The sequence below is a fragment of the Lysobacter niastensis genome, from assembly GCF_015453285.1.
Classification (GTDB): Bacteria; Pseudomonadota; Gammaproteobacteria; order Xanthomonadales; family Xanthomonadaceae; genus Lysobacter_J; species Lysobacter_J niastensis.
This window is the reverse complement of sequence record NZ_JADLZT010000007.1, coordinates 75,019-101,055: the sequence shown is the minus strand read 5'-3', so window position 1 is coordinate 101,055 and position 26,037 is coordinate 75,019. Positions and strand designations below refer to the sequence as shown.

The 26,037-nt window shown below is 66.2% G+C and carries 21 protein-coding genes; 15 read left to right on the top strand and 6 right to left on the bottom strand.

Going from position 1 to position 26,037, the window contains the following annotated elements; translation table 11 throughout:
• Position 1 precedes the first annotated feature (1 nt).
• Complete coding sequence (locus IU514_RS13380) at positions 2–1,405, bottom strand: C40 family peptidase (protein ID WP_194931632.1); 1,404 nt, start codon at positions 1,403–1,405, stop codon at positions 2–4.
• A gap of 2 nt (positions 1,406–1,407) precedes the next feature.
• The gene (locus tag IU514_RS13375; RefSeq protein WP_194931631.1) at positions 1,408–2,565 is read right to left on the bottom strand and encodes a DUF819 family protein; all 1,158 of its coding nucleotides are present in this window, start codon (positions 2,563–2,565) and stop codon (positions 1,408–1,410) included.
• 142 nt (positions 2,566–2,707) lie between these two features.
• Here IU514_RS13375 and IU514_RS13370 point away from each other — a divergent pair, with 142 nt between their 5' ends.
• The 7 genes from IU514_RS13370 (at position 2,708) to IU514_RS13340 (ending at position 12,487) form a co-directional block, all read left to right on the top strand.
• Complete coding sequence (locus IU514_RS13370) at positions 2,708–4,201, top strand: transglutaminase-like domain-containing protein (protein WP_386760618.1); 1,494 nt, start codon at positions 2,708–2,710, stop codon at positions 4,199–4,201.
• Positions 4,202–4,257: 56 nt separating this feature from the next.
• Positions 4,258–7,332 carry a TonB-dependent receptor gene (locus tag IU514_RS13365; RefSeq protein ID WP_194931629.1) on the top strand — a complete coding sequence of 1,025 codons (3,075 nt, stop codon included), beginning with the start codon at positions 4,258–4,260 and terminating at the stop codon, positions 7,330–7,332.
• A 62-nt stretch (positions 7,333–7,394) separates the two neighbouring features.
• A complete protein-coding gene (gene lysA / locus IU514_RS13360) occupies positions 7,395–8,648 on the top strand; it encodes a diaminopimelate decarboxylase (protein WP_194931628.1) in 1,254 nt (417 codons plus the stop codon).
• Positions 8,645–10,204 carry a serine hydrolase domain-containing protein gene (locus tag IU514_RS13355; protein ID WP_228760724.1) on the top strand — a complete coding sequence of 520 codons (1,560 nt, stop codon included), beginning with the start codon at positions 8,645–8,647 and terminating at the stop codon, positions 10,202–10,204. Before lysA ends, IU514_RS13355 begins: the two co-directional genes overlap by 4 nt.
• A complete protein-coding gene (locus IU514_RS13350; protein WP_228760723.1) occupies positions 10,164–10,910 on the top strand; it encodes a M15 family metallopeptidase in 747 nt (248 codons plus the stop codon). The genes IU514_RS13355 and IU514_RS13350 overlap by 41 nt, the downstream gene beginning before the upstream one ends.
• Before the next feature lie 79 nt (positions 10,911–10,989).
• Positions 10,990–11,796, top strand: coding sequence for a lytic transglycosylase domain-containing protein (locus IU514_RS13345; RefSeq protein WP_194931626.1), 807 nt, complete (start codon positions 10,990–10,992; stop codon positions 11,794–11,796).
• Between the two features lie 184 nt (positions 11,797–11,980).
• Positions 11,981–12,487: an EF-hand domain-containing protein gene (locus IU514_RS13340; protein WP_194931625.1), complete on the top strand. Its 507-nt coding sequence runs from the start codon at positions 11,981–11,983 to the stop codon at positions 12,485–12,487.
• Positions 12,488–12,496: 9 nt separating this feature from the next.
• Here IU514_RS13340 and IU514_RS13335 read toward each other — a convergent pair whose 3' ends face one another.
• Entirely contained in the window at positions 12,497–12,997 is a 501-nt protein-coding gene (locus IU514_RS13335) for a hypothetical protein (protein ID WP_194931624.1), read from the bottom strand.
• 352 nt (positions 12,998–13,349) lie between these two features.
• Between IU514_RS13335 and IU514_RS13330 the strand changes: the two genes are divergently transcribed.
• The 7 genes from IU514_RS13330 (at position 13,350) to IU514_RS13300 (ending at position 17,250) form a co-directional block, all read left to right on the top strand.
• Positions 13,350–13,664, top strand: coding sequence for a hypothetical protein (locus IU514_RS13330; protein ID WP_194931623.1), 315 nt, complete (start codon positions 13,350–13,352; stop codon positions 13,662–13,664).
• A 13-nt stretch (positions 13,665–13,677) separates the two neighbouring features.
• Positions 13,678–13,866: a CPXCG motif-containing cysteine-rich protein gene (locus IU514_RS13325; protein WP_194931622.1), complete on the top strand. Its 189-nt coding sequence runs from the start codon at positions 13,678–13,680 to the stop codon at positions 13,864–13,866.
• Positions 13,867–14,148: 282 nt separating this feature from the next.
• Entirely contained in the window at positions 14,149–14,490 is a 342-nt protein-coding gene (locus IU514_RS13320; RefSeq protein WP_194931621.1) for an EF-hand domain-containing protein, read from the top strand.
• 139 nt (positions 14,491–14,629) lie between these two features.
• Positions 14,630–15,349: an HAD family hydrolase gene (locus IU514_RS13315; RefSeq protein ID WP_194931620.1), complete on the top strand. Its 720-nt coding sequence runs from the start codon at positions 14,630–14,632 to the stop codon at positions 15,347–15,349.
• 156 nt (positions 15,350–15,505) lie between these two features.
• Complete coding sequence (locus tag IU514_RS13310) at positions 15,506–15,994, top strand: hypothetical protein (RefSeq protein ID WP_194931619.1); 489 nt, start codon at positions 15,506–15,508, stop codon at positions 15,992–15,994.
• 215 nt (positions 15,995–16,209) lie between these two features.
• A complete protein-coding gene (locus IU514_RS13305) occupies positions 16,210–16,833 on the top strand; it encodes a hypothetical protein (protein WP_194931618.1) in 624 nt (207 codons plus the stop codon).
• 9 nt (positions 16,834–16,842) lie between these two features.
• Complete coding sequence (locus tag IU514_RS13300) at positions 16,843–17,250, top strand: GFA family protein (protein ID WP_194931617.1); 408 nt, start codon at positions 16,843–16,845, stop codon at positions 17,248–17,250.
• A gap of 46 nt (positions 17,251–17,296) precedes the next feature.
• Here IU514_RS13300 and IU514_RS13295 read toward each other — a convergent pair whose 3' ends face one another.
• A complete protein-coding gene (locus IU514_RS13295) occupies positions 17,297–20,077 on the bottom strand; it encodes a galactose oxidase-like domain-containing protein (protein ID WP_194931616.1) in 2,781 nt (926 codons plus the stop codon).
• A gap of 174 nt (positions 20,078–20,251) precedes the next feature.
• Here IU514_RS13295 and IU514_RS13290 point away from each other — a divergent pair, with 174 nt between their 5' ends.
• On the top strand, positions 20,252–20,740 hold the full coding sequence (locus IU514_RS13290; RefSeq protein WP_194931615.1) for a GNAT family N-acetyltransferase: 489 nt from the start codon (positions 20,252–20,254) through the stop codon (positions 20,738–20,740).
• 31 nt (positions 20,741–20,771) lie between these two features.
• Here the strand turns inward: IU514_RS13290 and IU514_RS13285 are convergent, their stop codons facing one another.
• Both IU514_RS13285 and IU514_RS13280 read right to left on the bottom strand, forming a co-directional pair.
• Positions 20,772–23,717 carry a serine/threonine-protein kinase gene (locus IU514_RS13285; protein WP_194931614.1) on the bottom strand — a complete coding sequence of 982 codons (2,946 nt, stop codon included), beginning with the start codon at positions 23,715–23,717 and terminating at the stop codon, positions 20,772–20,774.
• Between the two features lie 102 nt (positions 23,718–23,819).
• Entirely contained in the window at positions 23,820–25,769 is a 1,950-nt protein-coding gene (locus IU514_RS13280) for a serine/threonine protein kinase (protein ID WP_194931613.1), read from the bottom strand.
• Between the last annotated feature and the right edge of the window lie 268 nt (positions 25,770–26,037).

Genomic DNA, 26,037 nt, shown 5'->3' with positions numbered 1-26,037 from the left:
CTCAGGGCCGGATGCGCTGGATGTTGGTAGCGCGATCGATGTAGGTCTGGGTGGCGTTGAACATCAGCGGCAGCAGCGGCGACACGGTCACGCCGTTGGTCTTGGCGCGGGCCATGCGACCGTCGCGGCCGAGATAGCTCAGCCCGGTGGTGTCGTGGATGACGTAAGGCGCGCCGTCTACCTGGCCGATGACCATCATCACGTGGCCGGGGATGTAGACCAGGTCGCCGACCTGCAGTTCGCGAGCGACCGCCTGCCTGCGCTCCCGGCTGTCGTGCTCACCCAGTGCGATGCGGTTGAGCGCCGGGCTCACCGCCTGGTCGCTGGTGTTGCGCGGCAGTTCGACGCCCATGCTGCGGTAGACCTCGGACACGAAGCCGCTGCAGTCGCGCCCGTTGTAGCTGTGGCCCCAGCCATAGCGTTCGCCGAGGAAGCGGAAGCCCTGCTCGATGAGGTGGCGCTGGCTCAGGTCCAGGTACTGGTCGGCGCTGGCCTCGCGCCGCGGCAGCAATGCCGGGGCGAAGCGCAGGGAACCATCGGCGTTGCGCACCGGCAGTTCGATCACATGCGAGGTGTAGGGATGCTGCCCGTTGACCGGCTTGTCGGCCGGCCAGTCCGCCAGTACCGGCACGCGCACGCCCATGTCGAGCTGCACTTCGGACACGCCCGGCTCCTCCGGCGTGTACAGCGTGTGCGCGGTGGCGCCGGTGACGATGCGGTACGGCGCCTTGCGTGCGTAGCCCGCTACCTGCTCCGCCGTGCCTTCAGCAACGTGGCGCTTCTCGACCCACGCCGCGTAACGCGAGCTGACCACGAACCACCATTGTCCGTCGCGGCTTTCGTGCGCGATCACGACCGCATCGCCCGGGAAAAGACCGCTTTCCTGGAAGCGGTCGATATCGTGGTCGCCGCTGGAGGAGAACACGCGCAGCCGCGTCGGAAACGTGCGCAGGTCGGCGCGGTGCACGACCAGGCCATGGCGCGTGCTCTGCTGGGCCGGAATTGCGCCGAGGTTGATGCCGGCGACGATGTCGTCGAGCGTGGCCGCAGGCACCGGCTTGCCCTGTTCGTCGTAGAGCGGCTTGGACGGCCGCTTCGACAAACCCTCGATCCATCCGGCGACGCGTTTGCGTTCCAGCGTGGCCGGCAGCGCGTCGAGGTCGTGGATGCTGCGGTCCTGGCGGCGAAGCCGTTCGTTCTGCGCGGCGATCGCATCGCGATCGAGCACGACTCGGTCGGCATCGGGCAGGCGCCGCACCCAGAAGGCCGGATCGAGCATGGCGTCGTCGACGCCGATGATGCCGCTGGCCGGGATGTTGGACGGGTGCGCCGGGGCTTCGCGCGCCTGCAGCGGTTGCAGCGCGACGAACAGCAGGGCGGCGGTGACGGGTACGAGCAGTCGCATGATCAGCCTGCAGCAGGAGAAAGGCCGGACAGCACGCCGGCCATGAACAATCCGATGCCCGTGCCCAGCACCAGGCCCAGCATCGCCAGCAGAACCGCGGCGGGCACCAGGGCACGCGAATAGGTCGCGGCCAGCACCGGCGCGGTCGCCACGCCGCCGATCTGTGCGAGCGAGGAGATGCCGCACAGGAACAGGTCGAAGCGGAACAAACGCGCGGCCATGACGAACAGCGCGATGTGCAGGAGCAGCACCGTCGCGCCGACCAGCACGAACAGCGGCGCCGCCGCCATGCCGGCGAAATTGCTCTGCGAGGCCAGCGTCGCGACGAGGCAGGCGAGCAGCGCGCCTGCCAGCGGCGACGGCACCGGCGAGGCGGCCAGCGGCGTGCGTGCCAGGATCAGCCCGGCCGCGGTGGCGATCAGCACCGTCCATGCCGTGGTGGTGAGGAAGCCGTTGGCGGGCAGCATCGCCGCAATTGCGGCGGCGCCGTTGCCGACCAGCAGTGCGATCCCTAGCCAAAGCAGCGCGCCGCCGGCACTGGCGCTGCCCGTGGCCTGTGGTGCGGCCGCGACGGGCAGGGGCCGGCTGTCGGCACGGGTCCAGCGATTGAACGTCGGCGCAAAGCGGACCGCCGAGAACAGCACGACGACCCACAGCGAGTAGCACAGCGCGTCGGCCAGCAGCACCGGCGGCAACAGGTTGTCAGGCAGGCCGATCGACTGCTTCACCGCCACCAGGTTGGCCGAACCGCCGGTCCAGGTCGCGCTCAATGCCGCCAGCATCTTCCAGCCGTCGGCCGGCAGCGCATGACGGAACATCAGGTAGGCAATCACTATCGCGGCCAAGATGCTGGCCATTGCGCAAGCGAACACGGCGAGCATGCGCGGACCCAGGCGCAGGATCGCGCGCAGGTCGCAGCCGACCATCAACAGGAAAAGAAGCGCTGGCAGCAGTTGCGTGATCAGCGCCTTCTGCGCGGCCTCGATGTCGGGCGTGGTCCGCCACACGCCGCCCACCGCGAGCGCGGTCACGAAGAGGTAGGTCAGCACGATCGGCGGCAGTACCGAGAACACGCGCCAGCCGTAGCGCTTCTCCAGCGAGGGGAACAGGCCGGCCGCCAGCAGCACTACCGCCAGGTATGGCCAGACCGACTGGATCATTGTTTCCCCTTGCGCCGAGCGACGGGCTGGCCGCCTAAGGAATACATACTTCAGGATTGTGATTTGTCAAGAATAAATTATTGACCAATCCGTTAACACCATGTTACACAGCCGTGACTGGGCTCCGAGGTGGTGGCGGCGCGTGGACGGCATCGAACATCCGCACGGTTCTGCAAAACCCCTTGCCCGCGGCTGGGGTGCCACCGCGGGCGCCTTTTTATTGGTCGCGTCGTACTGCCTGACGGGCGACGCGCGCGCTGTCGGGGGGGCTCCGATACAGGCCGAGGTCGAGGCCCAGGTCGATGCCGGGGACTTCCGTGGCGCAGAAGAGCGGATCGATGCCGCGCTGGCCGCCGCCGACATCGACGCCGATACGACCCGGGCCCTGCAGTTCGAACGCGAACGGATGCGCCGCATCCGCCTGGACTTCCCGCTGACCGAGGCCGAGGCCAGGCAGAAGCTGCGCGAACGCATTCCCGACCTGCGCGACGATGAGTTCGCCGGGTGGAAGCGCTCCAACCAGCTCGAACATCTCGTCATCGATGGCCAGCCGTACTACTTCAATCGCTCGGTCTCGAACCTGTTCCGCATCAGTCCCGAAGCGGCGACGCGCCTGAGCAAGCCCATCGTCCGCAACGACGGCCCGATGGAGAGTGCCAACGCCTATCACGCTGAAGCCGTGCGCGACGCGCAGGAAAGCGGGAAGAGCAGCGTCGCACCGCGGCGCGTGCGCGTGACCCAGTCGATCGTCGTCAACGCCGATGCCGTGCCGGCGGGCGAGACGGTGAGGGCGTGGATCCCGTATCCGCGCGCGCTGCCCGGGCAGCAGGAAAACATCCGATTCGCCGACAGCGTGCCGGCGCGGCACCAGATCGCGCCCGAATCCACGCTGCAGCGCACCGTGTACCTGGAGAAGCCGGCGCAGGCCGGCAAGCCGACCGAGTTCTCGATCACCTACGACTTGACCGTGTTCGGCCAGGTGAACCGCATCGATCCCGCCAAGGTCACCGCGCTGGGCCGCCGTCCGGACCTGGCGCCGTACCTGGGCGAGCGTGCGCCGCACATCGTCTTCAGCGACGACATCCGCCGCTTCTCACGCGAGGTCGTCGGCGACGAGACCAATCCGTATCGCATCGCGCAGAAGCTCTACGCCGCCGTCGATCGCATTCCGTGGGCCGGCGCGCGCGAATACTCGACACTGACCAACATCAGCGACTACGCGCTGCATGCCGGTCACGCCGACTGCGGCCAGCAGACGCTGCTGCTGATGACGCTGCTGCGGCTCAATGGCATTCCGACGCGCTGGCAGTCGGGCATGGTCTATTCCGACGGCAAGTACGACAACCTGCACGACTGGGGCTGGTTCTACCTCGCGCCCTACGGATGGGTGCCGATGGACGTCACCACCGGCCAGTTCAAGGACGCGAAGGATCCGTCCATCGAGTGGTTCTACCTGGGCGGACTCGACGCCTATCGCATTGCCTTCAACGACGACTACGGCACGGACCTGGTGCCGGCCAAACGCCATTTCCGCTCGGAAACGGTGGATTCGCAACGCGGCGAAGTGGAGTGGGCAGGGGGCAACCTCTACTTCGACCAGTGGGACTACGGATTCGAAGCACAAGTACTGCAATAAGAGCCGCGAACGAAGATTCGCGGACATAACGACTGTTCGACAAAAAGGGGAGAGGAATGAGGAAGGCGGTTCTGCGCAGAGCGGCGCTCTGCATTGCGTTGGGTGCGTGTATCGGCGCCATGTCGCCCGTGATGGCGCAGAGTGCGACAGGTGCGGTGGCCGGTCGTGCCACGGCAGGTGACCGGATCGTGTTGACGAACACCGCCACCGGCATGACCCGCAACATCACGGTCGATGCCGACGGCAGCTACCGCCTGGCGCAGTTGCCGGTAGGCGATTACAGCCTGCAGGTCGTGCGCGATGGGCAGGACGTGGGCAGCGGGGTCGCGGTCAATGTCGCGCTGGGCGGCACCACCACGGTCAACCTCGGCGCCGCGGGCAATGTCGTCAACCTGGAGTCGGTGCAGGTGGTGGGCCAGGCGGTGGTCAACCGCGTGGACGTGCGTTCCACCGAATCGGCCACCAACGTCACCCGTGAAGAGATTGCGCGCCTGCCGGTCGACCAGAACCTGGAGTCGGTCGCGGAGCTGGCGCCGGGCGTGAACGTGGGCAACGCCTCGTTCGGCGGCCTGAGCTTCGGCGGCGCCTCGGTTGCCGAGAACGCGGTCTACATCAACGGCCTCAACGTCACCGACTTCTACACCCGCCAAGGCTTCTCGACCGCACCGTTCGCCTTCTACAAGGAGTTCCAGGTCAAGACCGGCGGCTACTCCGTGGAGTTCGGCCGCAGCACCGGTGGCGTGATCAACACGGTCACGCGTTCGGGCAGCAACGAGCTCGAGGGCGGCGTCGAGGTCACCTTCGAGCCGGCGGCGATGCGCTCCAGCGCCGACGACCACTTCCACCCGGACGGCTCGGTGCACGCGTACGCCAGCCACGACACGCAGCAGTTCACCAAGGCCAACGTGTGGGCGTCCGGCCCGCTGGTAAAGGATCGCTTGTTCATGTTCGCCATGTACGAGCAGCGCCAGAACGACAAGGGCTACACCAACAACCTCGGCAACCAGTGGACGGACAGCTACGCTTCGGATGGTTTCTGGGGCACGAAGCTGGACTGGCGGATCTCGGACAACCACTTGCTTGAAGTGCTCGCGTTCTCGGACGCGGGCGACGCGAAGCTGACTACCTATAACTACAACTTCGCGACCAGTGATGTCGGCCTCTCGCAGGGCGACAGTTTCGCCGACAGCGGTGGCGACAACTGGTCGGTCACCTACACCGGCTGGCTGGCCGAGAACTTCGTGGCCAAGGCCATGTACGGCATCAACAACCGCAGCAGCTTCACGCGCTCGCAGTTGGACGAGCAGTGCAGCCGCGTGACCATCGACAGCAGCTACAACGCGCGCTGGATCGCCCTGGGGCGCCCGGTGGTGGGCTGCCACCCGACCGGCAACGCGGTCATCGAACGTGACGACGAGCGCGAGGCCTCGCGCCTGGACTTCGAATGGACCCTCGGCGAACACCTGCTGCGGTTCGGATTTGACCGCGAACTGATGACGACGGACCAGACGAACTTCTACCCGGGACCGGAAGGGAAGATCTACACCGCCCTCGGCGTGAGGCCGGGTCAGTTGCTGTGGGAAGACGTCGCGGTGCCGGCGGGCGTGACCGAAGTGATACGCGGACGCCGCCGCAGCCAGGGCGGCGTGTTCGAAACCGAGGCCACCGCGTTCTACGTGGAAGACGTCTGGAACGTCACCCCGAACTTCCTGCTGACCCTGGGCCTGCGCTGGGACCAGTTCGACAACCGCGATGCCGGAGGCAACAGCTTCATCAAGGACGACATGGTCGCGCCGCGCGGCGGCTTCTCCTGGGACGTCAAGGGCGACGGCACCACGAAGGTGTACGGCAACCTTGGCCGCTACTACATGCCGGTCACGAACAACGTCAACGCGACCATCGCCGGCGGCCTGATCGACGAGTACACCTACTACGTCCTGAACGGCTGGAACCAGCAGGCCAACCCGGTCACCGGCGCGCCGTACTCGGCTCCGATCCTCGGCGCCCAGATCGGTCCGGTGGACGACCGTCTGAACCTCAGTACTGCGGACCTGCGCAAGAGCGTCGACCGCGACCTCGAGGCCGTGTACCAGGATGAGATGCTCCTCGGCTACCAGGCCATGCTCAACGACGCCTGGTCGTGGGGAGTCAACGGCACGTATCGACGCGTGGAACGTGCGCTCGACGACATCCGCATCAACCACACGCCTTGCGGCCCCACGGCCACGCTGTTCCCGATCGGCAACCCGGGCGAGTCGCTGACGATCTGGGGTGACGCCAGCATGGGTTGCGCTACACCGGGCTGGATCACCATCGACACCTCGAAGGATGGCTATCGCAAGGGCGGCAGCAACGAGGTGATCGGCTATTCCGACCCCGAGCGCACCTACAAGGCGCTGGAGTTCCAGATCGATCGTGCATGGGACGGCAAGTGGGCGTTCAACGCCTCGTACCTGTGGTCCAAGTCCGAGGGCAACTTCGAAGGCCCGGTGAACTCGGACACCGGCTATGGCGACACCGGCATCGTCCAGCACTGGGACCACCCGGCCGCCAATGAGCGTTACGGCGTCCTGTTCAACGATCACCGTCACCAGTTCAAGTTCCGTGGCAGCTACGCCCTCAGCGAGCAGTGGACCGTCGGCGCCAACCTGCAGGTGCTGTCGGGCGGCCCGATCACCGCCTTCGGCACGACCTGGCCGAACGACACTCTGGGAGCCGGCTCGTTCACCAACGAGGCCAGCGGCGGCGGTTCGGGCTGGATCTGCGTTGACAAATGTACCGGCAACAATCCGGCCACCGGCCGCCCCTACACGTACGCGGACCGCGTGTACGAGTACTCGCCCCGCGGCGCCTTCGGCGAATTGCCGTGGACCTGGGAACTGGGTGCGAACGTGACGTGGACGTTGCCGGTGGAGGGCGTCGACCTGAAGGTGCGCTTCTCGGTCTTCAACCTGACCAACAACCAGGAGACGGTCAACATCCACGCGCGCTACGAAGGTCAGCCGGGCGATTACCGCAACGGCGAACCGATGTGGAACGGGGCGCCGTCGACGCTCGCCAACACCTTCAACACAGGTACCCGTTGGCAGTCGCCGCGCTACGCGCAGTTGGTGGTCAGCTGGCAGTTCTGACCGGCACGTAGTAACCAGAGCACGCCGCCGAAGGGCGGCGTGCTCGCTTAACGGACAACCAGATGACGGTTTCGCACCACTTTTTCGATGGCGTCGACCTGCAGGCGCTGGCGGCGCAGATGCCGACGCCGTTTTACGCATACTCGGCCAGCGCGATCCGGCAACGCATCGCAGCGCTGCAGGACACGCTCGAGGGCCTGGACGCCCGCATCTGCTATGCGGTCAAGGCGAACTCCAACACGGCCGTGCTGCAATTGATGGCCCGGCATGGTGTCGGCGCGGACATCGTCTCGGCCGGCGAACTGCGGCGCAGTCTGCGGGCCGGAATCGAGGCCAGCCGCATCGTGTTCTCCGGCGTAGGCAAGACCGAAGCCGAGATCGTCGAGGCGCTGCAGGCGGGCGTCTGGAAGTTCAATGTGGAATCGCGTGACGAGCTGTTTCTGCTTCAACAGGTGGCCGGCCGGCTGGGCGTGACCGCTCATGCGGCAGTGCGGATCAACCCGGACGTCGACGCCGGGACGCACGAGAAGATCTCCACCGGCAAGCAGGAGAACAAGTTCGGCGTCAGCATCGAGGAGGCGCGGGAATGGTTCTCCCTGCGCGAGGCGTTGCCGGATGTCCGGCTCAACGGCCTGCATGCGCACATCGGCTCCCAGATTCTGAGCCTGGAGCCATTCCGCCGGGCCATGCAATGCATGGCCGACTTCGCGCGCGAACTGGCCGCGGCTGGCCATCGGTTGCGGACGATCGATGTGGGCGGCGGTCTCGGCGTGACGTATCGCACCGGACACGACCGGCCCATTGCCGTGGAATCCTACGGCGCCGTGTTGAAAGAAGTATTCACCGATTTTCCAGGCACGCTGATACTCGAGCCTGGACGTTGGCTGGTGGCGGAGGCGGGTGTGCTGCTGACGCGGGCGATCCGCGTCAAGGCAGCCGCCAACCGTACCTTCCTGGTGGTGGACGCGGCGATGAACGACCTGCTGCGCCCGGCGATGTACGAAGCCTGGCACGAGATCGTGCCTCTGCACGGGAAGCAGATGAGGGAAGTGCGCTACGACGTGGTCGGGCCGGTCTGCGAGAGCAGCGACACGTTCGGTGTCGATCGCCTGATGCCGGAGTGCGAGGCGGGCGACCTGCTGATGATCACCAACGCCGGCGCGTACGGCGCATCCATGTCGTCCACCTACAATTCCCGGCCACTCACGCCCGAAGTGCTGCTCGACCGCGGCCGGCATGCGGTGATTCGACGCCGGCAGACGTTCGAGGAGATGATTGCCGGCGAGTGCATGGCGGAGGCCTGGGAGACCGCATGAAGCCGCGACATTGGATGTTTGGTGTGGCCTGTGCGCTGATGATGGCGCCGGCCATGGCGGCGTCGCCTTCGATGGCGACGATCGACACTGCGTTCGAGGATGCGGTGGCGCGCTATCGCCTGCCGGGACTGGCGGTGGGCATCGTCGAGGACGGTCGCGTCACCTACATGCGCACCAGCGGCGAACGCGTTGCCGGCAGCGGCGAGAAGATCGATGCGGACACGTTGTTCAAGGTCGCATCCAACACCAAGGCCATGACCACGGCGCTGCTCGCGCGGCTGGTCGACCAGGGCAAGCTGCGCTGGGACGATCCGGTCGTTCGCCACCTTCCGCAGTTCCGGATGCATGACGCGTGGGTATCGCAGGAGATGCAGGTGCGAGACCTGCTGATCCACAACAGCGGGCTGCGTGCCGGTGCCGGCGACCTGATGCTGTGGCCGGAGCCTAACGCGTTCGCGCGCGACGACATCATCCATGGCCTGGCCTATCTGAAGCCGCTGTACAGCTTCCGGTCGCGCTATGCCTACGACAACCTGCTCTACATCGTGGCCGGCGAAGTCGCCGCCGCCGCGGGCGGCGCGTCCTATGAGACGCTGCTGCAGCGCGAAGTCTTCGAGCCGCTTGGCATGAAGCGCTGCCGGGTCGGCCAATGGAACCGCGACGAAGTCGGCAACGTCGCCCAGCCGCACATGCGCCAGGGCGACAACAACGTGCCCGTGCGCGCCGACGGCGAGGTGATCCCAGCCACCACGATGGCGGCCGCGGGCGGGGTGCGCTGCAGCCTCGACGACATGCTGGCCTGGGTGCAGGCGTGGCTGCGTGAGGAGCCCGCGCAGTCGTCCTGGCTGTCGCGTGATCAGCGACGCGCGCTGTGGTCCGCGCAGATGCCGATGCCGCTTTCGGACCGGCAGCGCCGCTGGGACAACGCCCACTACAGCGCCTACGGCTATGGTTGGCGGCTCAGCGATGTCGACGGCACGTTCAAGGTTGCCCACACCGGCACGCTCATGGGCATGTACTCGGCCGTCACCTTGTTGCCGGACAAGCACGTCGGATTCGTGATCATGGCCAACGGCGAGGCAGAGGAGGCGCGCACGGTGCTGACGCAGGTGCTGGTGAAGCACTTCACCGCCCCGGCCGACGCGCGCAAGGTCGCCGACTATGCGCGCGACCTGGATCGCGAGCGGGCCGACACGCCACCCGCAAAGCGCGCGCCGGACACGTCCGCGCGCGCGGTGGCGGCCATCGAAGCGATGCGGCCGTGGCTGGGTCACTATCGCGACCCCTGGTTCGGCGAGGTCAGCGTCTGTCCGGGTAATAGCGGGCACGTGCGCTTCACATCACTCAAGTCGCCGATGCTGAGCGGCGTCGTGCAGAACGTCGGTGGACGTTGGCTGGTCGACTGGGACGACGCCAGCGTGGATGCCGAGGCGTGGCTCGATTTCGCAAGCCATGGCCAGACGGTGTCGCTCAACATGTCCAAGGTCGATCCCGAGGCGGACTTCAGCTACGACTATGAAGATCTGGCGTTCACTCGCACGGGCCGCTGCAACTAGCGGCACCGCCGGTTGCGCCGCGGCATTGTTCGCGGCCGCCTGCGCATCCATCGCGGCCGCTCCCGGTGAGCCGGTGGCCGATGGCCTGGCCGGCACGGGCCTGGTCGACGTGCAGCGGCTGACGCCCGGTATCGATCTCGACATCCGCTATGCGGGGTCCAACAACTTCGTCGGCGCGCCTGTCGACGGCTACGAGGCACCACGCTGCTACCTGCTCGTCGAAGCGGCGCGCGCGCTGGCTGCCGTCGAGGCGGATCTACGCACGCACCACATGCGGCTACGTGTGTTCGACTGCTATCGGCCGGTGCGTGCCGTGCAGCACTTCATGGCCTGGGCGCACGACCTCGACGACCAGCGCAGCAAGCCGCGCTACTACCCGAATGTCGACAAGTCCGCGCTCGTCCCCGACTACATCGCCGATCGTTCCGGACACAGCCGTGGCGCCACCGTCGACCTGACGCTGATGCAATGCGACATGCAAGGACGGACCTGCGTTCCGGTGGACATGGGAACCGAGTTCGACTTCTTCGATGAGCGTGCGCATACCGACGCGCCCGGCACGGATGATCGGCAAAGGGCGAATCGCGGAGCACTGCGCGATGCGATGGAGCGGCACGGATTCCGCAACTATCCGTTGGAATGGTGGCATTACACGTTCCAGATGGAGCCGGCGCCGGAAACCGCATTCGACGTGCCGGTGAAATGACTGCGCATTCATCGAACACACGCAGCGGATTCACGCAGCGTTAGCGATTGCGACCGAATCCGCGGCCTAGAATCGGCGGATGCTCCGTACCCGCCATTCCTCCCGTTGGGCGGCCCGTGCAGCGGCATTGCTCGTGCTGCCGATCGCCGTAGTCGCCTTCGACGCGGACGCACGAACCGTGTATCGCTGCGTGCGCGATGGCACCGTCAGCCTCGCCACTGCGCCGGAGCCCGGGTCACAATGCGCCGCGCGCGAGATCGACGATAACGCGGTGAAGCTGCCCAATCTGTGGGGTGCGATGGGCGTGGTCAACGGCACGTTGTACGAGCGGCAACAGGACGGACGCACGGTCTACAGCACCCGCAAGCTGCCTGGTTCAGTGAAGGTGCTGGCCTTCACCGTGAAGACGCCGCCGGGCGAGCCGGCGCATCCGGGGCTGGGACGCATCGGGCGTCCACAGTTGGACCGGTATCCCACGCAGTTCCGCGCCGCCGCCAAGGCGACCGGTGTGGACGATGCCTGGTTGCGCGCGATCGCACATGCCGAAAGCGGATTCGATTCCGCCGCCGTGTCGCCGAAAGGCGCGCAGGGCGTGATGCAGTTGATGCCGCAAACGAGCCGCGAATACGGCGTCACCGATCCATTCTCCTCGGAGCAGTCGATCAGTGCGGGCGCGCGGCATCTGAAGCTGCTGCTGCGCCGATACGGCGGCGACCTGATGCTGGCGGCGGCGGCCTACAACGCCGGCATCGGTGCGGTGACCCGTTACGGCGGTGTGCCGCCCTATGCGGAAACCCAGGCCTACGTCGCCAAGGTGCAGGTGCTGCATGAGCGCTATCGCGATGCACTCGGGCGGCGGCCGGCGCGCGGCCGCGCGGCTCCGTAGCAGCGCAGGGACATGCCGCAGGGCAGCATCCGCTGGCCACTTTCTGGCGCCTGAATAGGCGGAATCGATACGCCGCGGACACGATGGAATGAAGGCGTCGTTAGCTGCGCCTGCGTTGTCGCCTATACAGCCGTCCGGTTCGATGCTTCTGAGGTAGTACGGGCAAGTGCCCGCGGAGCCAGACATGAAGACCCCAATCCGCATCCAGACACGTTGCCAACCACTGCATGCGTCGGAAGGCCTGTCCCCGATCCAGTGGCTGCTGATCCCGCTGCTGCTTGCCGTGCCGCCGCGGCTGCACGCGCAGCAGAGCACGCAGCAGACCGAAGCGACCCGTTCGGTCGAACGCGGAGCGCCGCAAACCGCGCCACCGCCGGTGACGGAGCAGGCCGCCGACCCGATCGACCATGCGCGCGATGGCCTGCCTACGCCGGTTCAGGGCAACGAGGATCCGATGAGTTCGCGTCCGCCTCCAGCGCTATCTCAGGCCGTGGCGTCCTCACCTGAACCCGCGGCGGGCTCTACGCTGTGGATGCAGTTGGATCGCGACCAGGACGGCCGGATCAGCGCGACCGAGAGCCGCGCCGATGCGGGCTTCAGCACGCGCTTCGCGAGCCTGGATGCGAACAGCGACGGGTTCGTCACCGATGCCGAATATCACGTCCAGTCGCAGGGCGTGGACAAACCGTAACGGCGCTGCTCAGCGCACGAGCACCGTGGTCTGTTCGTAGGGCAGCAGGGACGCACCGGCGCTGAGCAGGTCCGGTTCGATCGCGTCCAGTTCTTCCTTCTCGGCGTCGATGACGACCAGGATCCGTCCGGCGTGGATCTCGGCGTCGAACTTGCGCCGGATCGGGTCGGGCAGCGAAGAGCCCACCAGCGCCGAAGCCCAGCAGCCCACCACTGCACCCGCAACTGCGGCCGCCGCGGCTCCGGCCAGTGTGAGGCCGATCGGCGTCAGCACGATCGCCGCGAGCCCGGCCAGCAGGCCGGCTGCGCCGCCGTACCCGGCACCGCGTAGGGCAGCGGGTATCAGGTCGGTGTCTGCTTCCTTGTGCTCGTTGGGGAGCTCGTCCAGCTCGATGTCCGAACGCGCCGCCAGCAGGATGTCGCCACTTTTGATTCCCCCACGCTCCGCGGCCTCCATCACCTTGCGGGCGGTGTCGATGTCGGGCGTGCTGAACACGTGGCGGACTTTCATCGTCTGTCTCCTGGCCAACCGGGAGGTCGTTGCCGGTCGGCATCGCATCGGGCCCGGCCGGTGTTCGGGCAGCTTTGCGCCGCGCGGGTTACTGGCGCGTGATGGTGAAGACGCTGCAACGATGTGCATGGCGCCAGGTGTTAAGGTGCGGCCGTCGCGGACATGGAGATCGCCGATGAATCGAAACCCCGTTGCGCTCATGGTCGTCGTGCTGGCGTTGTCTGCATGCAAGGGCCACGAGAACGATCAGGCGACACCTGCGGCAGGCGCTCCGGCGCCCGCAGCCCAAACTGCCCCGGCAGACTCGTCATCGCCTGCGCCGACGCCTGCTACGACGCCTGCGGCCCCTAGCGTGGACCGGTCCCTGTTCGCCGACCGGGTCTGGCGCGTCAAGGAATCCACCGCGGTCGAGCCGGGCACTACCTATGCGTTCCTGGCCAACGGCACGCTGGTGATCGCGTCGGCCCACGGCACTCCGCTGTACGGCGAGTGGCGCTTCGAGCAGGGCAACCTGACGCTGATCGAGGAGGGGCGCCCCTACCGTACCGAAATCCTCGGGTACGACGGAGAAAACCTGCGCCTGCGCAGCCATAACCCGGGCGAGCCGGTCGACCTGCTGCTCGTGGTGGCAGCGGATGTGCCGCTGCCTCCTGCCAAGCCGCAATAGCGTAGGCCTTGCGATGCTGCCGTTCGCCACTGTCGTGTGCCCGTACTGCGGCGAGAGCATCGATCTCGAGGTCGACGTGTCGGGCGGCGGGCAGCGCTATGTCGAGGATTGCCAGGTCTGCTGCAGGCCGATCGTGGTGATGCTCGATGTCGACGACGAAGGGATGCCTTCTGTCGACGTCGCTCGCGAGGACGAGGCCTAGGCATCCACGTGGGCTGTTGCGATGGCGCATTCGTGAAGGTTGTGTTGCGTTCACTCGCGCGGTCATCGCGAAGTGCTGCGCGCATCACGCTGTGGCTGTGATCCGGCGCGATTCCGGGTGGTCTGCTATCCGCAATCGAAGCGTGCGTGGTTAAAGCGGCGTTACTCCCGTTGCCAGCGACGTGTTCGCGTTCATGCCTGCATCGGCATGGTGCGGTCGTGCGGTCGAGGTCGTGCATTCGAAACCGACACGCGCCACTACTTTCCATTCCGGAGTACACGCATGAGCCAGTTCACGTCTTCGCGCAAATCCATGATCGGTGTGTTCGCTGTACTCGCGTCGCTGACGGCGCCGCTTGCCTTCGCGCAGTCGGCCGACCCTGCCGCACCGCAGACTGCTGCTCCGGCTGAGACGCCCGCCGCAACGCCGCAGAAGAAGAGCTGGTCCGATGTCGATCTCGACAAGGACGGCAAGCTCACCAAGACCGAGGCCGCCGCGGTCCCGGCACTGGGCAAGGTGTTCGACCAGGCCGACGGCAACGCCGATGGCGCGCTGACTACCGACGAGTACAAGAACTACGTCGCCAAGGTCCAGGCCACCAAGGGCAACCCGGCCGGCGGATGACCACCGCGCGGTAGCCTCAGCTGCCTTCCTCCCCCCACGATGCAGGGGCGGCCCAATGGGCCGCCCCTTTTTCTTGCTGCGTCGGTCGAAAGCAGCGTTCCGGCTTCAGGCCGCAGCTCGGAGAGGCGATACTAGGCGCATGGCAAAGTTTGAACTGGTCGGCTTCGACGCCGACGACACGCTCTGGCGCAGCCAGGATTACTTCGATGAGGCCCAGCGCGAGTTCGAGCGCATCGTCGGCCATTACGTCGACCTGCGCGACGCGCGCGTGCTCGACCGCCTCTATGAAGTGGAGAAGGGCAACATCGCGCTCTTCGGCTACGGCGTGAAGGGCATGGTGCTGTCGATGGTCGAAGCCGCCGTCGACATCACCCAGTCGCGCGTCAGTGCCGGCGACCTGCACCGCATCGTCGGGCTGGGCAAGGAGCTGCTGCGGCATCCGGTGGAACTGCTTCCTGGAATTCCGGAAGCGGTGGCGGCCATTGCCGCCGACTACGCCATCGTGCTGATCACCAAGGGCGATTTGTTCCACCAGGAGGCGAAGGTCAGGCAATGCGGGCTGGCGGATCTGTTCCGCCGCATCGAGATCGTCAGCGAGAAGGACGCCTCGACCTACTCGCGCGTGCTCGGCGAGTTCGACCTGGCGCCGGAGCGCTTCGTGATGATCGGCAACTCGCTGCGTTCGGACATCGCACCCGTGCTGGAGCTGGGCGGCTGGGGCATCCACATGCCGTACCACACGACCTGGGCCCACGAAGAAGAGACGGACCTGGCCGACGATGCGCCGAGGCTGCGCCGGGTGGACGGGGCGCACGCACTGCCTGCGGCGGTCCGGGAACTGGCCGCTCGCGAGGCCTGAGGGCGGCAAACCCAACGCCGGCTGAGCGTTTTCGCGGTGCACGGGCCGCATTAAAAAATGGTTCACCGAGTCGGCCTCATCGTCATCGCCGACACCTGAGAGACCAGGAACCTGTCGGGGTGGCAGGCGGCTCTCAGGTGAACCAGGAGAACCACCATGTCCACTGTCCTGTCCCGCTGGGTCGCACCGGTTGTGCTTGCTGCCGGGCTCGGCGTGGCCGGCTTGTCGCCCGCTCCGGCGCGCGCTGACGACGGCGACGATCTGGTCCGCGTGATCGTCGACGTCGCGGACGTGATCTACCACAGCGGCTATCCGTACTACCGCTATGGCAACGATTACGGCTACGGCAACCGTCTGGTTGTCGTGCACGACCGCTACGGCCGCCCGACCTACTACCGGACGGTGCCGCGCTACTACCGCGCCGGAGCGCCGTACGGCAACGCCTATGGCTACTACCGCAATGCACCGCGCCGGTATGCCAACTGCAACAAGCACGGCAAGTGCAAAGTCGAGTATTACGACTCCCGCTACGATCGCCGCTACTACGGCTACGACCGGGACGACCGCCATTACCGTTACAAGGACTCGTTCGAGTACGGCGATCGTTACTGGGATAGCCGACGCTGGCACACCGACGACGATTGACATCGGCCAGTAGCTGCAAGCATGGCGCGCACAGCTTGGCCGTGTGCGCCATTTCGTTTCCGGGAAGCCGGTGAAGGCGCGCACGGACGCGATGGCAGTTAAACTGAAACCGAAGGGGAATCGGCCAGCGCCCGGAATTTCAGAGCGGATTCACCGGCGAAGCACGAGCATTCCACGGCGCCGCGAGCAGGCGACCGCCCATGGAGACGATTCCGATGCAACCCAAGTCCAAGACCCGCCTGATGACGCTGGCAGCCGCCATGGCCACCCTGCTGGGGTTCGGCACCGCATCGGCGCAGGACTATACCTTTGGCTGGGACCCGCGCAGCGGCGACGCCTGGGTCGACACCTGGCTCGGCGACATGAATCGCTACGGTTCGCGTTACCGCGATCCGTTCGTCGACGAAATGGTGCGCTACTACGGCGCCCCGCGTGATCTGGTCACCGACCTGCTGCTCAACCGCCACTGGGCGCCGGGCGACATCTACTACGCCTGTGCCATGGCGTCGGTAATGGGGCGCCCATGCCGTTATGTCGTCGAAGTGTGGGAGCGCGACCACGAGCAGGGCTGGGGCGCTGTCGCCCGCAGCCTCGGCATCAAACCGGGCTCGGCGGAGTTCCACCGTCTGAAGAAAGGCTTCGTGCCGACCTACGACCGTTGGGCGCGTCCGATCACCATCGATTCCGACCTCCAGCGTGACTTCCCCGGCCGAGCCAAGGGCGCGGACAAGCAGAAGGCGGCGCAGGCTGGCGCGCAATCGAAGGGCAAGCCGGCGCAAGGCAAGGGGCAAGGCAAGAACAAGAACGGCAACAGCCAAGGCAGCGGCGGCAAGCATTAAGCTTGGCGGGTGAACACGCCCGACGCCCCTGTCATCACCCATAGTGGCGGCTGCCATTGCCGCCGCGTCCGCTTCGAAGTCGATGCTCCGGCCGAGATCGAAGCACTCGACTGCAACTGCTCGATCTGCCGCATGAGCGGCTTCCTGCACCTGATCGTGCCGGCCACGCGCTTCCGCCTGCTGTCGGGCGAGGGTGACCTGGTCGAGTACACCTTCAACACCGGAGCGGCCAAGCATCGCTTCTGCCGCCACTGTGGCATCAAGAGCTTCTACGTGCCGCGATCGCATCCGGATGGGATCGACGTCAACGTGCGCTGCCTCGATGCCGGCACCGTCACGCGGGTGACCGTCACGCCATTCGACGACAACCAGCGCGAAGCGCAGACCGCGGCCATCGCGCATCTGACAGACATCTAGGTTGTCCAATGGCGGAGGCGCGCTCGTGCGCCTCCGCATTCCCGGCTCAACGTGCAGTCAGGCGCACGTCGTCCACCAGTCCACCACCGACATCGACGTCCACTTCGCGGAACGACAAGCGATCATTGCCGGTACCCGTGACCACATAGCTCGCCCGTTGCCAGTCTGCATTGGTCAGAACCAGCCCGTCGCGCGCGAACGTGGCCAACAGGGTGCCGTTCCACCAGACCTCGAAGCGGTTGGACTTGAAGCCGAAGCCCGGGCGCGGTGACTGCAGGAACGACAGGTCGTAGGTGGCGCCAGCGACCGTGGCGATGTCCTGGTAGACCGAGTTGGGCACGGTGATGACCGCATCGATCTCCATGTTCGACTGGCCCGAACCCGCGACCAGGCCGTTGCGTCCCTTCCACAGCTTGACCGGGCCCGCGGAGTTGGTCCAACCGAGCACGTTGGCCACCAGTGCCGCGGTGCCGGGCGCCAGGCTGTTGACCTCGAAGTCGCCGTTGGCGATGAGGTTGGTCGTTCCGCTGGCGATGTCGTTGTTGGTGATGGTGCACGTCGCGCTTCCGCCGGCCGCCAGCACGATGCCGCTGCAGCCGGAGAAGCTCGCCGCGTAGCCGCTCGATGCGGGTTCGGTCACGTTGTAGGTGCCCGCCGCAACGGTCAACGTGTTGCTGCCATCCGCTTCGAATGGCGCCGCGGCGGCGCCGTTGACCGAGAAGCTGAAGTCGGAGGCAACCTTCGCGCCGCCGTTGTCATTCACCACGATCTTGCGCACGGTCAGCGACGCCGACGTGGCGATGTCGTTGTTGGTGATCGTGCACGTCGCATTTCCGCCGGCGGCCAGCACGACGTTGCTGCATCCCGAGTACGTGGTCGCATAACCGGATGCGGCCGGTTCGGTGACGTTGTAGGTTCCGGCAGGCACGGTCAGCGCGTTGCTGCCATCCGCCTCGAAGGCGACCGGCGTGCCGTTGTTGACCGAGAAGCTGAAGTTCGGAGCCGTACCGGTGCCGCCATTGTCATTGACGACCACTTTGCGGACGGTCAACGTGGCGTTTGCCGGAGGGGGCGGCGTCTGGCCGGCGACATTGATCCGCATCATCGCAGCCTCGGAAGGCACGCCCTGGCTGTTGATCACGAATACCAGGTAGAAGCCCGGTGGTGTTTCGAAGGTGTTCGTGGGCAAGGTGGCTTCGATCTCGCTGCCGACGACGGTGAAGGGCAGCTGCAGGAAGCGCTGGCCCATGTCGAAGGAATGCGTGACCGAGCCTGACCTCACGATTGTCACGCGGGAAATCGCGGATGGACTCGGCGTGCCGATGCGGAACTTCGTCGCCGGCTGCACCGACATCGGCGCCGTGCTGATGATCGGTCGCGCGGCCGGCGTGCCGTTGGCATTGAACAGATAGGGCGGGTAATAGATCTCGCCATTGAGGTTCAGTTGCGGGCCGGGATTGCCGCCGCCGAGTGAGCCGCCGCCCAGCGTGAGCACCGTCGCATCGGGCAACAGCAGGGATGTGGAGTGGTACAGGCGCATCTGCTGCGCGGTGGCGCCCAGCGACCAGGTGTTGGTGGCCGGGTTGAATATCTCGGTGGTGTACGCCACGCCGTTGGCGGGATTGTTGTTGATGGTGCTGCCACCGGACAGGAACACGCGGCCGTCGGCGAGGACGGTGACGTTAGGCCAGTGACGCCGGTAAGTCACTTGCGGCAACGCAGTGATCACCGGGCTGGCACCGTTGATGTCGATGATGCTGGAGGCTCGGCTGGCCAGGGTGTCGTCGATTCCGCCGCCGACCTGCAGGATGCGGCCCGGACGGAACATCACCGCGGAAGAGCTGCCGCCGATATTGGTGCTGGTGAACTTGCCGACACGTGTCAGCGTGCCAGTGCCGCTCGCGTCGATCCTGAACATCTGCGAGTAGGCGATGCCGAAGACCTTGCCGTCCGGCGCGACGAAGTTGCGCGGGTAATAGGCCGCCAGGTAGTTGGTGTCCGCGCCGCTCAGCAGGCGGAAGGTGCCGGTGCTGGTACGGACTTCCGGTCGGTCCTTGCCGCCATCGCCGCCCTGGATGAAAACGTTGCCATTGGGGAGCGTGATGGCGCTGGCGTACCAGCGCTTTCGGAACATCTTGCCGGTGCGCACGAGGCCGTCGTCGGCACCGCGGAACAGGTTGGTATCGTCGGTAGGCAGGTTGCTGGCGAAATCCTGGGGTACGCGCAGCACGTCGCCGCCCCACATCTCGATGTCGCCGCTTGGGAGCAGCTGCTGCGCGTTGCAGAACAGGTCGACGGCGGTGGTGTTGGGCAGCGTGGTATGCGCATCAAGGCCCATTCCCAGTTGCGGATCCCACAGGTCGTAGACGTAGTACCCGGTCTGGATGCCGTTGGTCTTGGTGCCGTAGCTCAGCACGCGGCCGTCGGCCGTCAGCACCGAATGGATGCCCACCAGCGGCCAGGGGATCACCGGCGAGAACGTTCCGCGCACGGGGTCGCCCGTCGCGGGAAGGGCCGTCAACGCCCCGATGGGCTGGCTCAACGCGAAGCGCGCGACGGCATCGGTGTCGCCGCGTGCAACCTTGCCGCGCGAGGGCGTCGTCATCGCGTAGTAGAAGCTGGTATCGCCTTCGTTCTGCCGGATGGAGTCGCGCTTCTGCTCGGCCCAGGTGTCGGCGTCAGGAGCCTTTTCGGCGGCTGCGGTTGCAGTGCTGTCCGGTTCGGAAGGGTTGAGCGAGGTCGCGGCCCAGACCAGCGAGCCGATCGCCGCCGCCAAGGCGCCCACCGCGACGCCGGACCGCGCGGACACGAGGTAGGTACGTTTCATCGTCGTTCCTGTCGCCGGGGGAAGTCACCGGGTTCCTGCGTGTGCTTCACTCACATAGAACGTTGACATTTCCTACACGGGGCCAAATTCGCGCGTTACAAAGCCGATACATCGGCCGGCGCGCTGGCACAAACCTTGTTCCACGCAGCGAAGCCTTGCGCTTACCATCTGCGCATGGACCAACCGCACGCCGACACCCGCATCGTCGATTACGCGCCGCAATGGCGCGGAGACTTCGCTCGCCTGAACCTGGAGTGGCTGGAACGGTGGTTCATCGTCGAGCCCATCGACCGCGAGGTGCTGGGCGACCCGGAGTCCCACATCCTTTCGGGGGGCGGTCACGTGCTGTTCGCCATCGACGGGCAGGGCCGCGCCGTCGGCACCGTCGCGCTCAAGCACGAAGGCGATGGCGTGTTCGAACTGACCAAGATGGCGGTCGACCCCGCGGTGCGTGGCGCCGGCATCGGGCGATTGCTGATGCTGGGCGCGCTGCAGGCGTTCCGTGCGCGTAACGGCCGGGAGTTGTTCCTGGAATCGAGCAGCAAGCTCGGGCCGGCGCTGGCCCTGTATGAGAGCGTTGGATTCCGCCACCATCCGGCGCCGCGCCCCGGCTCGCATTACGCACGTGCCGACGTCTACATGGTCTGGGAACCCGAGGCCTAAGCCTGCATTCCCGCTGTCCGTATGGCGAACGTCAGAAGCGGATGTCGGGAACCCGCTGGGTGCGGTCGTACTGCGACAGCGTTGTCGCGAGCGCCAGGACGACGGGATGGCCGGTCAGGCCCATCTGGTCGGCGTCGCGCAATGCCTGCTGCCAGTATTCACGCGCGAGTTCGTGCTGGTTGCGACGCGCGGCGACGAGCCCCCGCAACTCCTGCGCTTCGATCAGCACGCCATTGGCGGTCGGGCGTGGGACGGCGGCCCTGGCGTCACGGATCACACCGTCCAGCAGGCGGTCGGCTTCATCGAACTGGCCTGACTGATACAGCAGCATTGCCTGGGTCTGGCGGGCATGGATCAGCAGGCGATGTTCCGGTCCCAGGTAGCGGATCGTCTCGGGGATCGCCTCCTTGAGCACCTGCTGGGCGAGGCGAATGTCATCTGCATAGCCGGTCAGCTGCGTCATCCTGGCCAGTGCTCGCGCGTAGTGCACCTTCTGCAGCATCGCGGGAGCCTGCTTGCGCCGCATGATGCCGAGGTTCAGCTCGTAAAGCGCCCGCGCTTCCTCGAGCTGGTCATGCGCCACTTGCCAACGCTGCTCACGTGGAAGCGGATAGGTCAGCAACAAGGCGACCCAATATCGTCCGTTGATCGCCAGGTTGGATTCGGGGCCCTCGCTCTTGTCGAATGCAGCCACCATCTTGCGCACCGCATCCAGTGAAATGACGGTCGATGCGTCGTGCCGGGTCGCGCCTACCCAGCGCACGGTCATGTCCATCCGGCCTCGGATCTTCAGTACCTCGATCCGTTCCGGATGGAGTGGCGGGAAAACGCTCTCGAGGATCGCTTCGCCACGACGCAGCGATTTCTCCGCATCGGCGAACTGACCGAGCCACCACTGGTTCTCGGCCAGGGCCACCCAGGCTTTTCCCGTTTCCGGATGGTGATCGCCCAGGCGGTGTCGCCGGTTCTCCACCAGCAGCACCGCGTGGCTCCGGCCTTCCTCGATCCGGTCCATCTCATTGAACGCACGCACCAACGGCAGGCGTGCGGAATCGGCCAGCAACGGGTTGCTGGTTTCGGTGAGGGAGATCGCCTCCTGCAGGTCGTTGATCGCCGGTTCAAGGCGGTACTCCGGCGTCCAAGGGAGGACACGCCATTGCCCGCGCAGGATGAGCAGTTCGGCAAGCGATTCCGACGATTCCGGACCGCGCCGCTTGGCGGCAGCCATCGCCGTGTCCAGCAGGACCATCGCGTCGCCGTAGTTCGAAAGGCCCCATTGCGCGCGTGCCTGCTCCGCTTGCAGATGGATCCGGGCCAGCCCGGCCTCATCCGCTGTGGCGCCACGAGCCCGTTGCAAAGCAGTCAGCCCAGCCGATGCGATCCGAAAGGCCTCGCGATAGGAGGTTTGCAGATTGAGCAACGACGCCAGGGTGGCTTCGGTCTCGGCGCGCAGCACCGGATCGTCGCCTGCCAGTGCGCTGGCTTCCCGCGCAAGTCGCATGGCCTGTGGGTAGTCGCCGCTCATGGCATGACTTCGGGCGAGCGTGGCCAGGCTGCGTGCCAGTAGCACTGGGTGGTCTTCGAGTGCCCGTTGCTCGCGAAGCTGGCGCTCGGTTTTCTGCAGCAGCACCTGGCTGGAAATGGGAGCCTCGCTGAGGCCTGACAGGGTGGCCGCGCCCAAGGTTGATTCGAACATCCGGCCGACCGTGCGCGTCGCCTCGGCTTCGCGCGCGGCCTGCCGCCATTGCCAGCCGATGAACGCCAGGCTCGACACCAGCACCAGCACGACGCCACCGGCCAGTGCGCTGGGAAGCCGGTTTCGCGACAGGAAACGCGCAAGCCGATAGACGCGACCGCCGCGCCGCGCCGACACGGGATAGCCTCGCTGCCAGCGGCGAAGATCATCCCCGAACGCCTGCATGTCGGGATAGCGTTGCCGTGGATCGTTGTCGACGCAGCGCAGGGCGATGGCGGTCAGGTCGCCGGCAAGCGATCGTGCAAGGGCACGGGCATTGCGGAGGCCGCGCGTTTGCGCGGTACGCACCGTCGCGTGCGCGGCGAGTTCATCCATGGGGCGAGGCTGCGCGGGTGCCGCCGAGGGGAACGTCGATGGCAATGGCCAGTCGCCGCACAGCGACTGGTACATCACCACGCCGAGCGAATACACATCGCCGGAGACGGAAGCCAGTTTGCCTGTCAGGCGTTCCGGTGCCGTATAGCCGGGGGAGGCCGCCAGCAAGGCCCCGCCGGATCCGGCTTCGGGTGCAGGCTCCGGTGCGGAAGCGGACATGGCGCTGCACAGCCCGAAGTCCAGCAACTGCACCTGGCCTTCAGGAGTAACCAGCAGGTTGGAAGGTTTGATGTCGTGGTGCAGCACACCGTTGCGGTGCGCGTAAGCCAGCGCGTTGCAGGCCTGCAGCAGCAACGCGATGCGTGCGTGGATGTCGAGCGCGGCATCGTCGCAGAACTGATCGATGCTGACGCCTTCCACATAGCGCATCGCGAACCAGGGGCGGCCATCGGCTTCCACGCCTCCGTCCAGCAGGCTTGCGATGTTCGGATGCTCCAATTGGGCCAGCGCACTGCGCTCCCTGACGAATGCCGCCGCGAGCGTGGGCGAGTCCAACTCGCGTCTGATGCACTTCAGTGCCACGCGCTGCTGGTACTGACCATCGGCGCGATGTGCTTCGTACACCGTGCCCATGCCGCCGCTGCTGATCAGGCGCGCGATCACCCACGCACCCAGCCGATGCCCGACGCGGGCGTCGGCGGATTCGCGGGGTGGCTTCAGCAGCGCGGCAGCGGTCGTGTCCAGCAGCCCCTGCTGCATGCGATCGGCATCCAGCAGTGATGCCAGCGCGTGATAGGTCGCAAGATCGGATTCGCGCAGCTTTTCCAGCGCCTGGCGTTGCCGGGATCGCGAAAGCCCGACGTAGCGATCGAACAGGGCCAGCGCCCGCAGCTTAGGATCTGACATGGCAGTCCGCGCGGCGCGCTTCATCGGCACGCGAGCGAAGGGAAAGCGCCTTCCCTTGGCAGGTGTTCCTGACGCTCGATGTACGCCTCGCGAAGGTGAAATTCAAGCCAGCGCCACCAGCAGTCTTTCCCCGGTGGGCGTCACTGCGTCGTGGATGAGCATCTGCCATTGCAGCGCCATTTGCGTCTGCAAGTGGTCCAGGCCATGGAACGCGAGGTAATCGGCCACCGCGTCGTCGATGGCAGCGACGGCCTCCGTACGATCGTCGCCGCGCCCTGCGTTGCGCCGCCACAGCGCCTGGGCCAGTCCGAGCTTGTATTCGGGTCTGGGCAAGTGCCACGGGCCGGAGATGTCGATGGCATCCCTCCACAGGACGATGGCTTCCGTAATGGTGTCCGCATCCGGCGTGCGATGAAGGTCCATCAGGCGCTCGGCCAGCTCTGCCTTCGCCGCATGGGCCGGTTCGTTGTTCTGCAGGAATATCGCCAATGCCTGCCGGGCATCGGCGACGGCGCGGTCCTCCGCTCCGGTTACTGCCTCCAGGCGCGATTGCAGCAGCAGCCATCGCGCGTATTCGACATGCTGGCTGCCCAGGCGTTCGAGCACGACCCGGCGGCATTGTTCGAGCGACCGGGCGGCCATGCGTAGCTGGCCAGTGCGAAGCTGCGCCTCGCCACGGGTCAGCCACGCACGCACCGTTTCCGGATGGTTTTTCGCCGGGGGGCTTTGGCGACCGGCGAGCCGTTCGTTCACGTGTTTCGAAGGCGCGGGGGCCGAGCCTTGTATTCCGTACGACAGCAAGCTGGCCGCTCGCGAAACCTCCACGTTGTCCCTCGGCTGGCGCCCGTGCCAGATCAGCGCCACGGTAGCGACGCAGGCCCATGCCGCAGTCGTGGCGCCAAACGACAGCGTCAGCCGGTTGCGTCGCAGCAGCTTGCGGAGCCGATAGCCAATGCCTGCGCTGTGCGCCTTGACGGGGCGGTGGTCGAGCCAGCGCTGGAGGTCGTCACGAAGCTCGCCCATGCTGTGGTAGCGCAGTGCCGCCTCGGGGTGTATGCATTGGTACGCGATGCTGCTCAAGTCGCCGGCCAGCTCTGTCGCCAACGCGGCGACATCCGCGTGCCCGCGCTGCCAGGCGACCCACCTCGGCGCAGCGCAAAGCAGGGTGTCCATCCGTTGTGGCGATTCCAGCAGCCATGGCAAGCATGCCCCCGTGGGTCGAGGCGGGACGGGCCAGCTCGCGCACAGCAGGCGGTACATCAGGACGCCAAGTGCGTGCATGTCGCTTGTCGCGTCCGAAGCCTTGCCTCGGGCAGCGCCAGGAGCCGCATGACCGTTGGTAATGGCGTGCTGCGCTGGCTCGGACTCGATCGACAAATCTGCCGACAAGCCAAAACTGACGAGGTGAACTCGGCCATCCTCGGTGACCAGAACGTTCGACGACTTGATGTCCTGATGCAACACGCAACGGCTGTGGGCATGCGCCAGTGCATCGCAGGTCTGGATCAGCAGCTCCACGCGCAAGCGAACCGACGCCCGGCGCCGCTTGCACCAGCAGTCGATGCTTTCGCCATCCACATAGCGCATCGCGAACCATGGGTGTCCGTTGGGTTCCGTTCCGCCGTCCAGGAGGGGCGCGATGTGTGGATGGTGAAGCTGAGCTAGGTGTTTTCGCTCATTGAGGAGCGACTGGATCATCGTCGACGACAACAGTTCCGTGCGGACGCACTTGAGTGCGACACGCTGCTCGTAGTGGCCGTCGGCGCGGTACGCCTCGTACACCGTGCCGGTTCTGCCGTTGCCGATCACGCGCTCCAGACGCCAAGGACCCAGCACGGTTCCCACCCTGGCCTGCGTGTCCTGTCCTCCGCGGCCGTCGGTTGCACCGAGCATCCGCTCGAATGGAAGCGAGTCCAGAGGATGCTCTTGCGCGTCGGCCTTCAGCAACGCGTCTAGCGCGTCGTGAAGGTCGGCGTCGTCTCGTCTCAGTCGCGCCAGCGATCGCAGTTGCCTGGATTTCGGCATGTCGACGAAGTCGTCGAACAGTTTCATAGCGCGCGCCTTGAAGTCTGACATCGCCACGTCCTTGCGCAGGGAATCGATCCGTCATCGAACGCCGCCATCGGGCATATGCCCGCCCTGAAGTCGGTTTCGACCCTTTCCCTTTCGCATTGCGAGTCCGATACAGGACGCGATGTGTTACGCGCGGCACGGTTGCCGCATTCATCTGCAGGGCGAATCGCTTGAACGCGTGATTCCTTCGCGATGCGAGATCACATCGATGTCAGGTGTGTCCTGTCATGGCGCCAAGCAACGAAAC

Coding starts and splice junctions, on each gene's coding strand:
- IU514_RS13380 (WP_194931632.1), bottom strand. CDS start 1,405: ATGCGACTGCTCGTACCCGTCACCGCCGCCCTGCTGTTCGTCGCGCTG.
- IU514_RS13375 (WP_194931631.1), bottom strand. CDS start 2,565: ATGATCCAGTCGGTCTGGCCATACCTGGCGGTAGTGCTGCTGGCGGCC.
- IU514_RS13365 (WP_194931629.1), top strand. CDS start 4,258: ATGAGGAAGGCGGTTCTGCGCAGAGCGGCGCTCTGCATTGCGTTGGGT.
- lysA (WP_194931628.1), top strand. CDS start 7,395: ATGACGGTTTCGCACCACTTTTTCGATGGCGTCGACCTGCAGGCGCTG.
- IU514_RS13355 (WP_228760724.1), top strand. CDS start 8,645: ATGAAGCCGCGACATTGGATGTTTGGTGTGGCCTGTGCGCTGATGATG.
- IU514_RS13350 (WP_228760723.1), top strand. CDS start 10,164: ATGAAGATCTGGCGTTCACTCGCACGGGCCGCTGCAACTAGCGGCACC.
- IU514_RS13345 (WP_194931626.1), top strand. CDS start 10,990: ATGCTCCGTACCCGCCATTCCTCCCGTTGGGCGGCCCGTGCAGCGGCA.
- IU514_RS13340 (WP_194931625.1), top strand. CDS start 11,981: ATGAAGACCCCAATCCGCATCCAGACACGTTGCCAACCACTGCATGCG.
- IU514_RS13335 (WP_194931624.1), bottom strand. CDS start 12,997: ATGAAAGTCCGCCACGTGTTCAGCACGCCCGACATCGACACCGCCCGC.
- IU514_RS13325 (WP_194931622.1), top strand. CDS start 13,678: ATGCTGCCGTTCGCCACTGTCGTGTGCCCGTACTGCGGCGAGAGCATC.
- IU514_RS13320 (WP_194931621.1), top strand. CDS start 14,149: ATGAGCCAGTTCACGTCTTCGCGCAAATCCATGATCGGTGTGTTCGCT.
- IU514_RS13315 (WP_194931620.1), top strand. CDS start 14,630: ATGGCAAAGTTTGAACTGGTCGGCTTCGACGCCGACGACACGCTCTGG.
- IU514_RS13310 (WP_194931619.1), top strand. CDS start 15,506: ATGTCCACTGTCCTGTCCCGCTGGGTCGCACCGGTTGTGCTTGCTGCC.
- IU514_RS13305 (WP_194931618.1), top strand. CDS start 16,210: ATGCAACCCAAGTCCAAGACCCGCCTGATGACGCTGGCAGCCGCCATG.
- IU514_RS13295 (WP_194931616.1), bottom strand. CDS start 20,077: ATGAAACGTACCTACCTCGTGTCCGCGCGGTCCGGCGTCGCGGTGGGC.
- IU514_RS13290 (WP_194931615.1), top strand. CDS start 20,252: ATGGACCAACCGCACGCCGACACCCGCATCGTCGATTACGCGCCGCAA.
- IU514_RS13285 (WP_194931614.1), bottom strand. CDS start 23,717: ATGTCAGATCCTAAGCTGCGGGCGCTGGCCCTGTTCGATCGCTACGTC.
- IU514_RS13280 (WP_194931613.1), bottom strand. CDS start 25,769: ATGAAACTGTTCGACGACTTCGTCGACATGCCGAAATCCAGGCAACTG.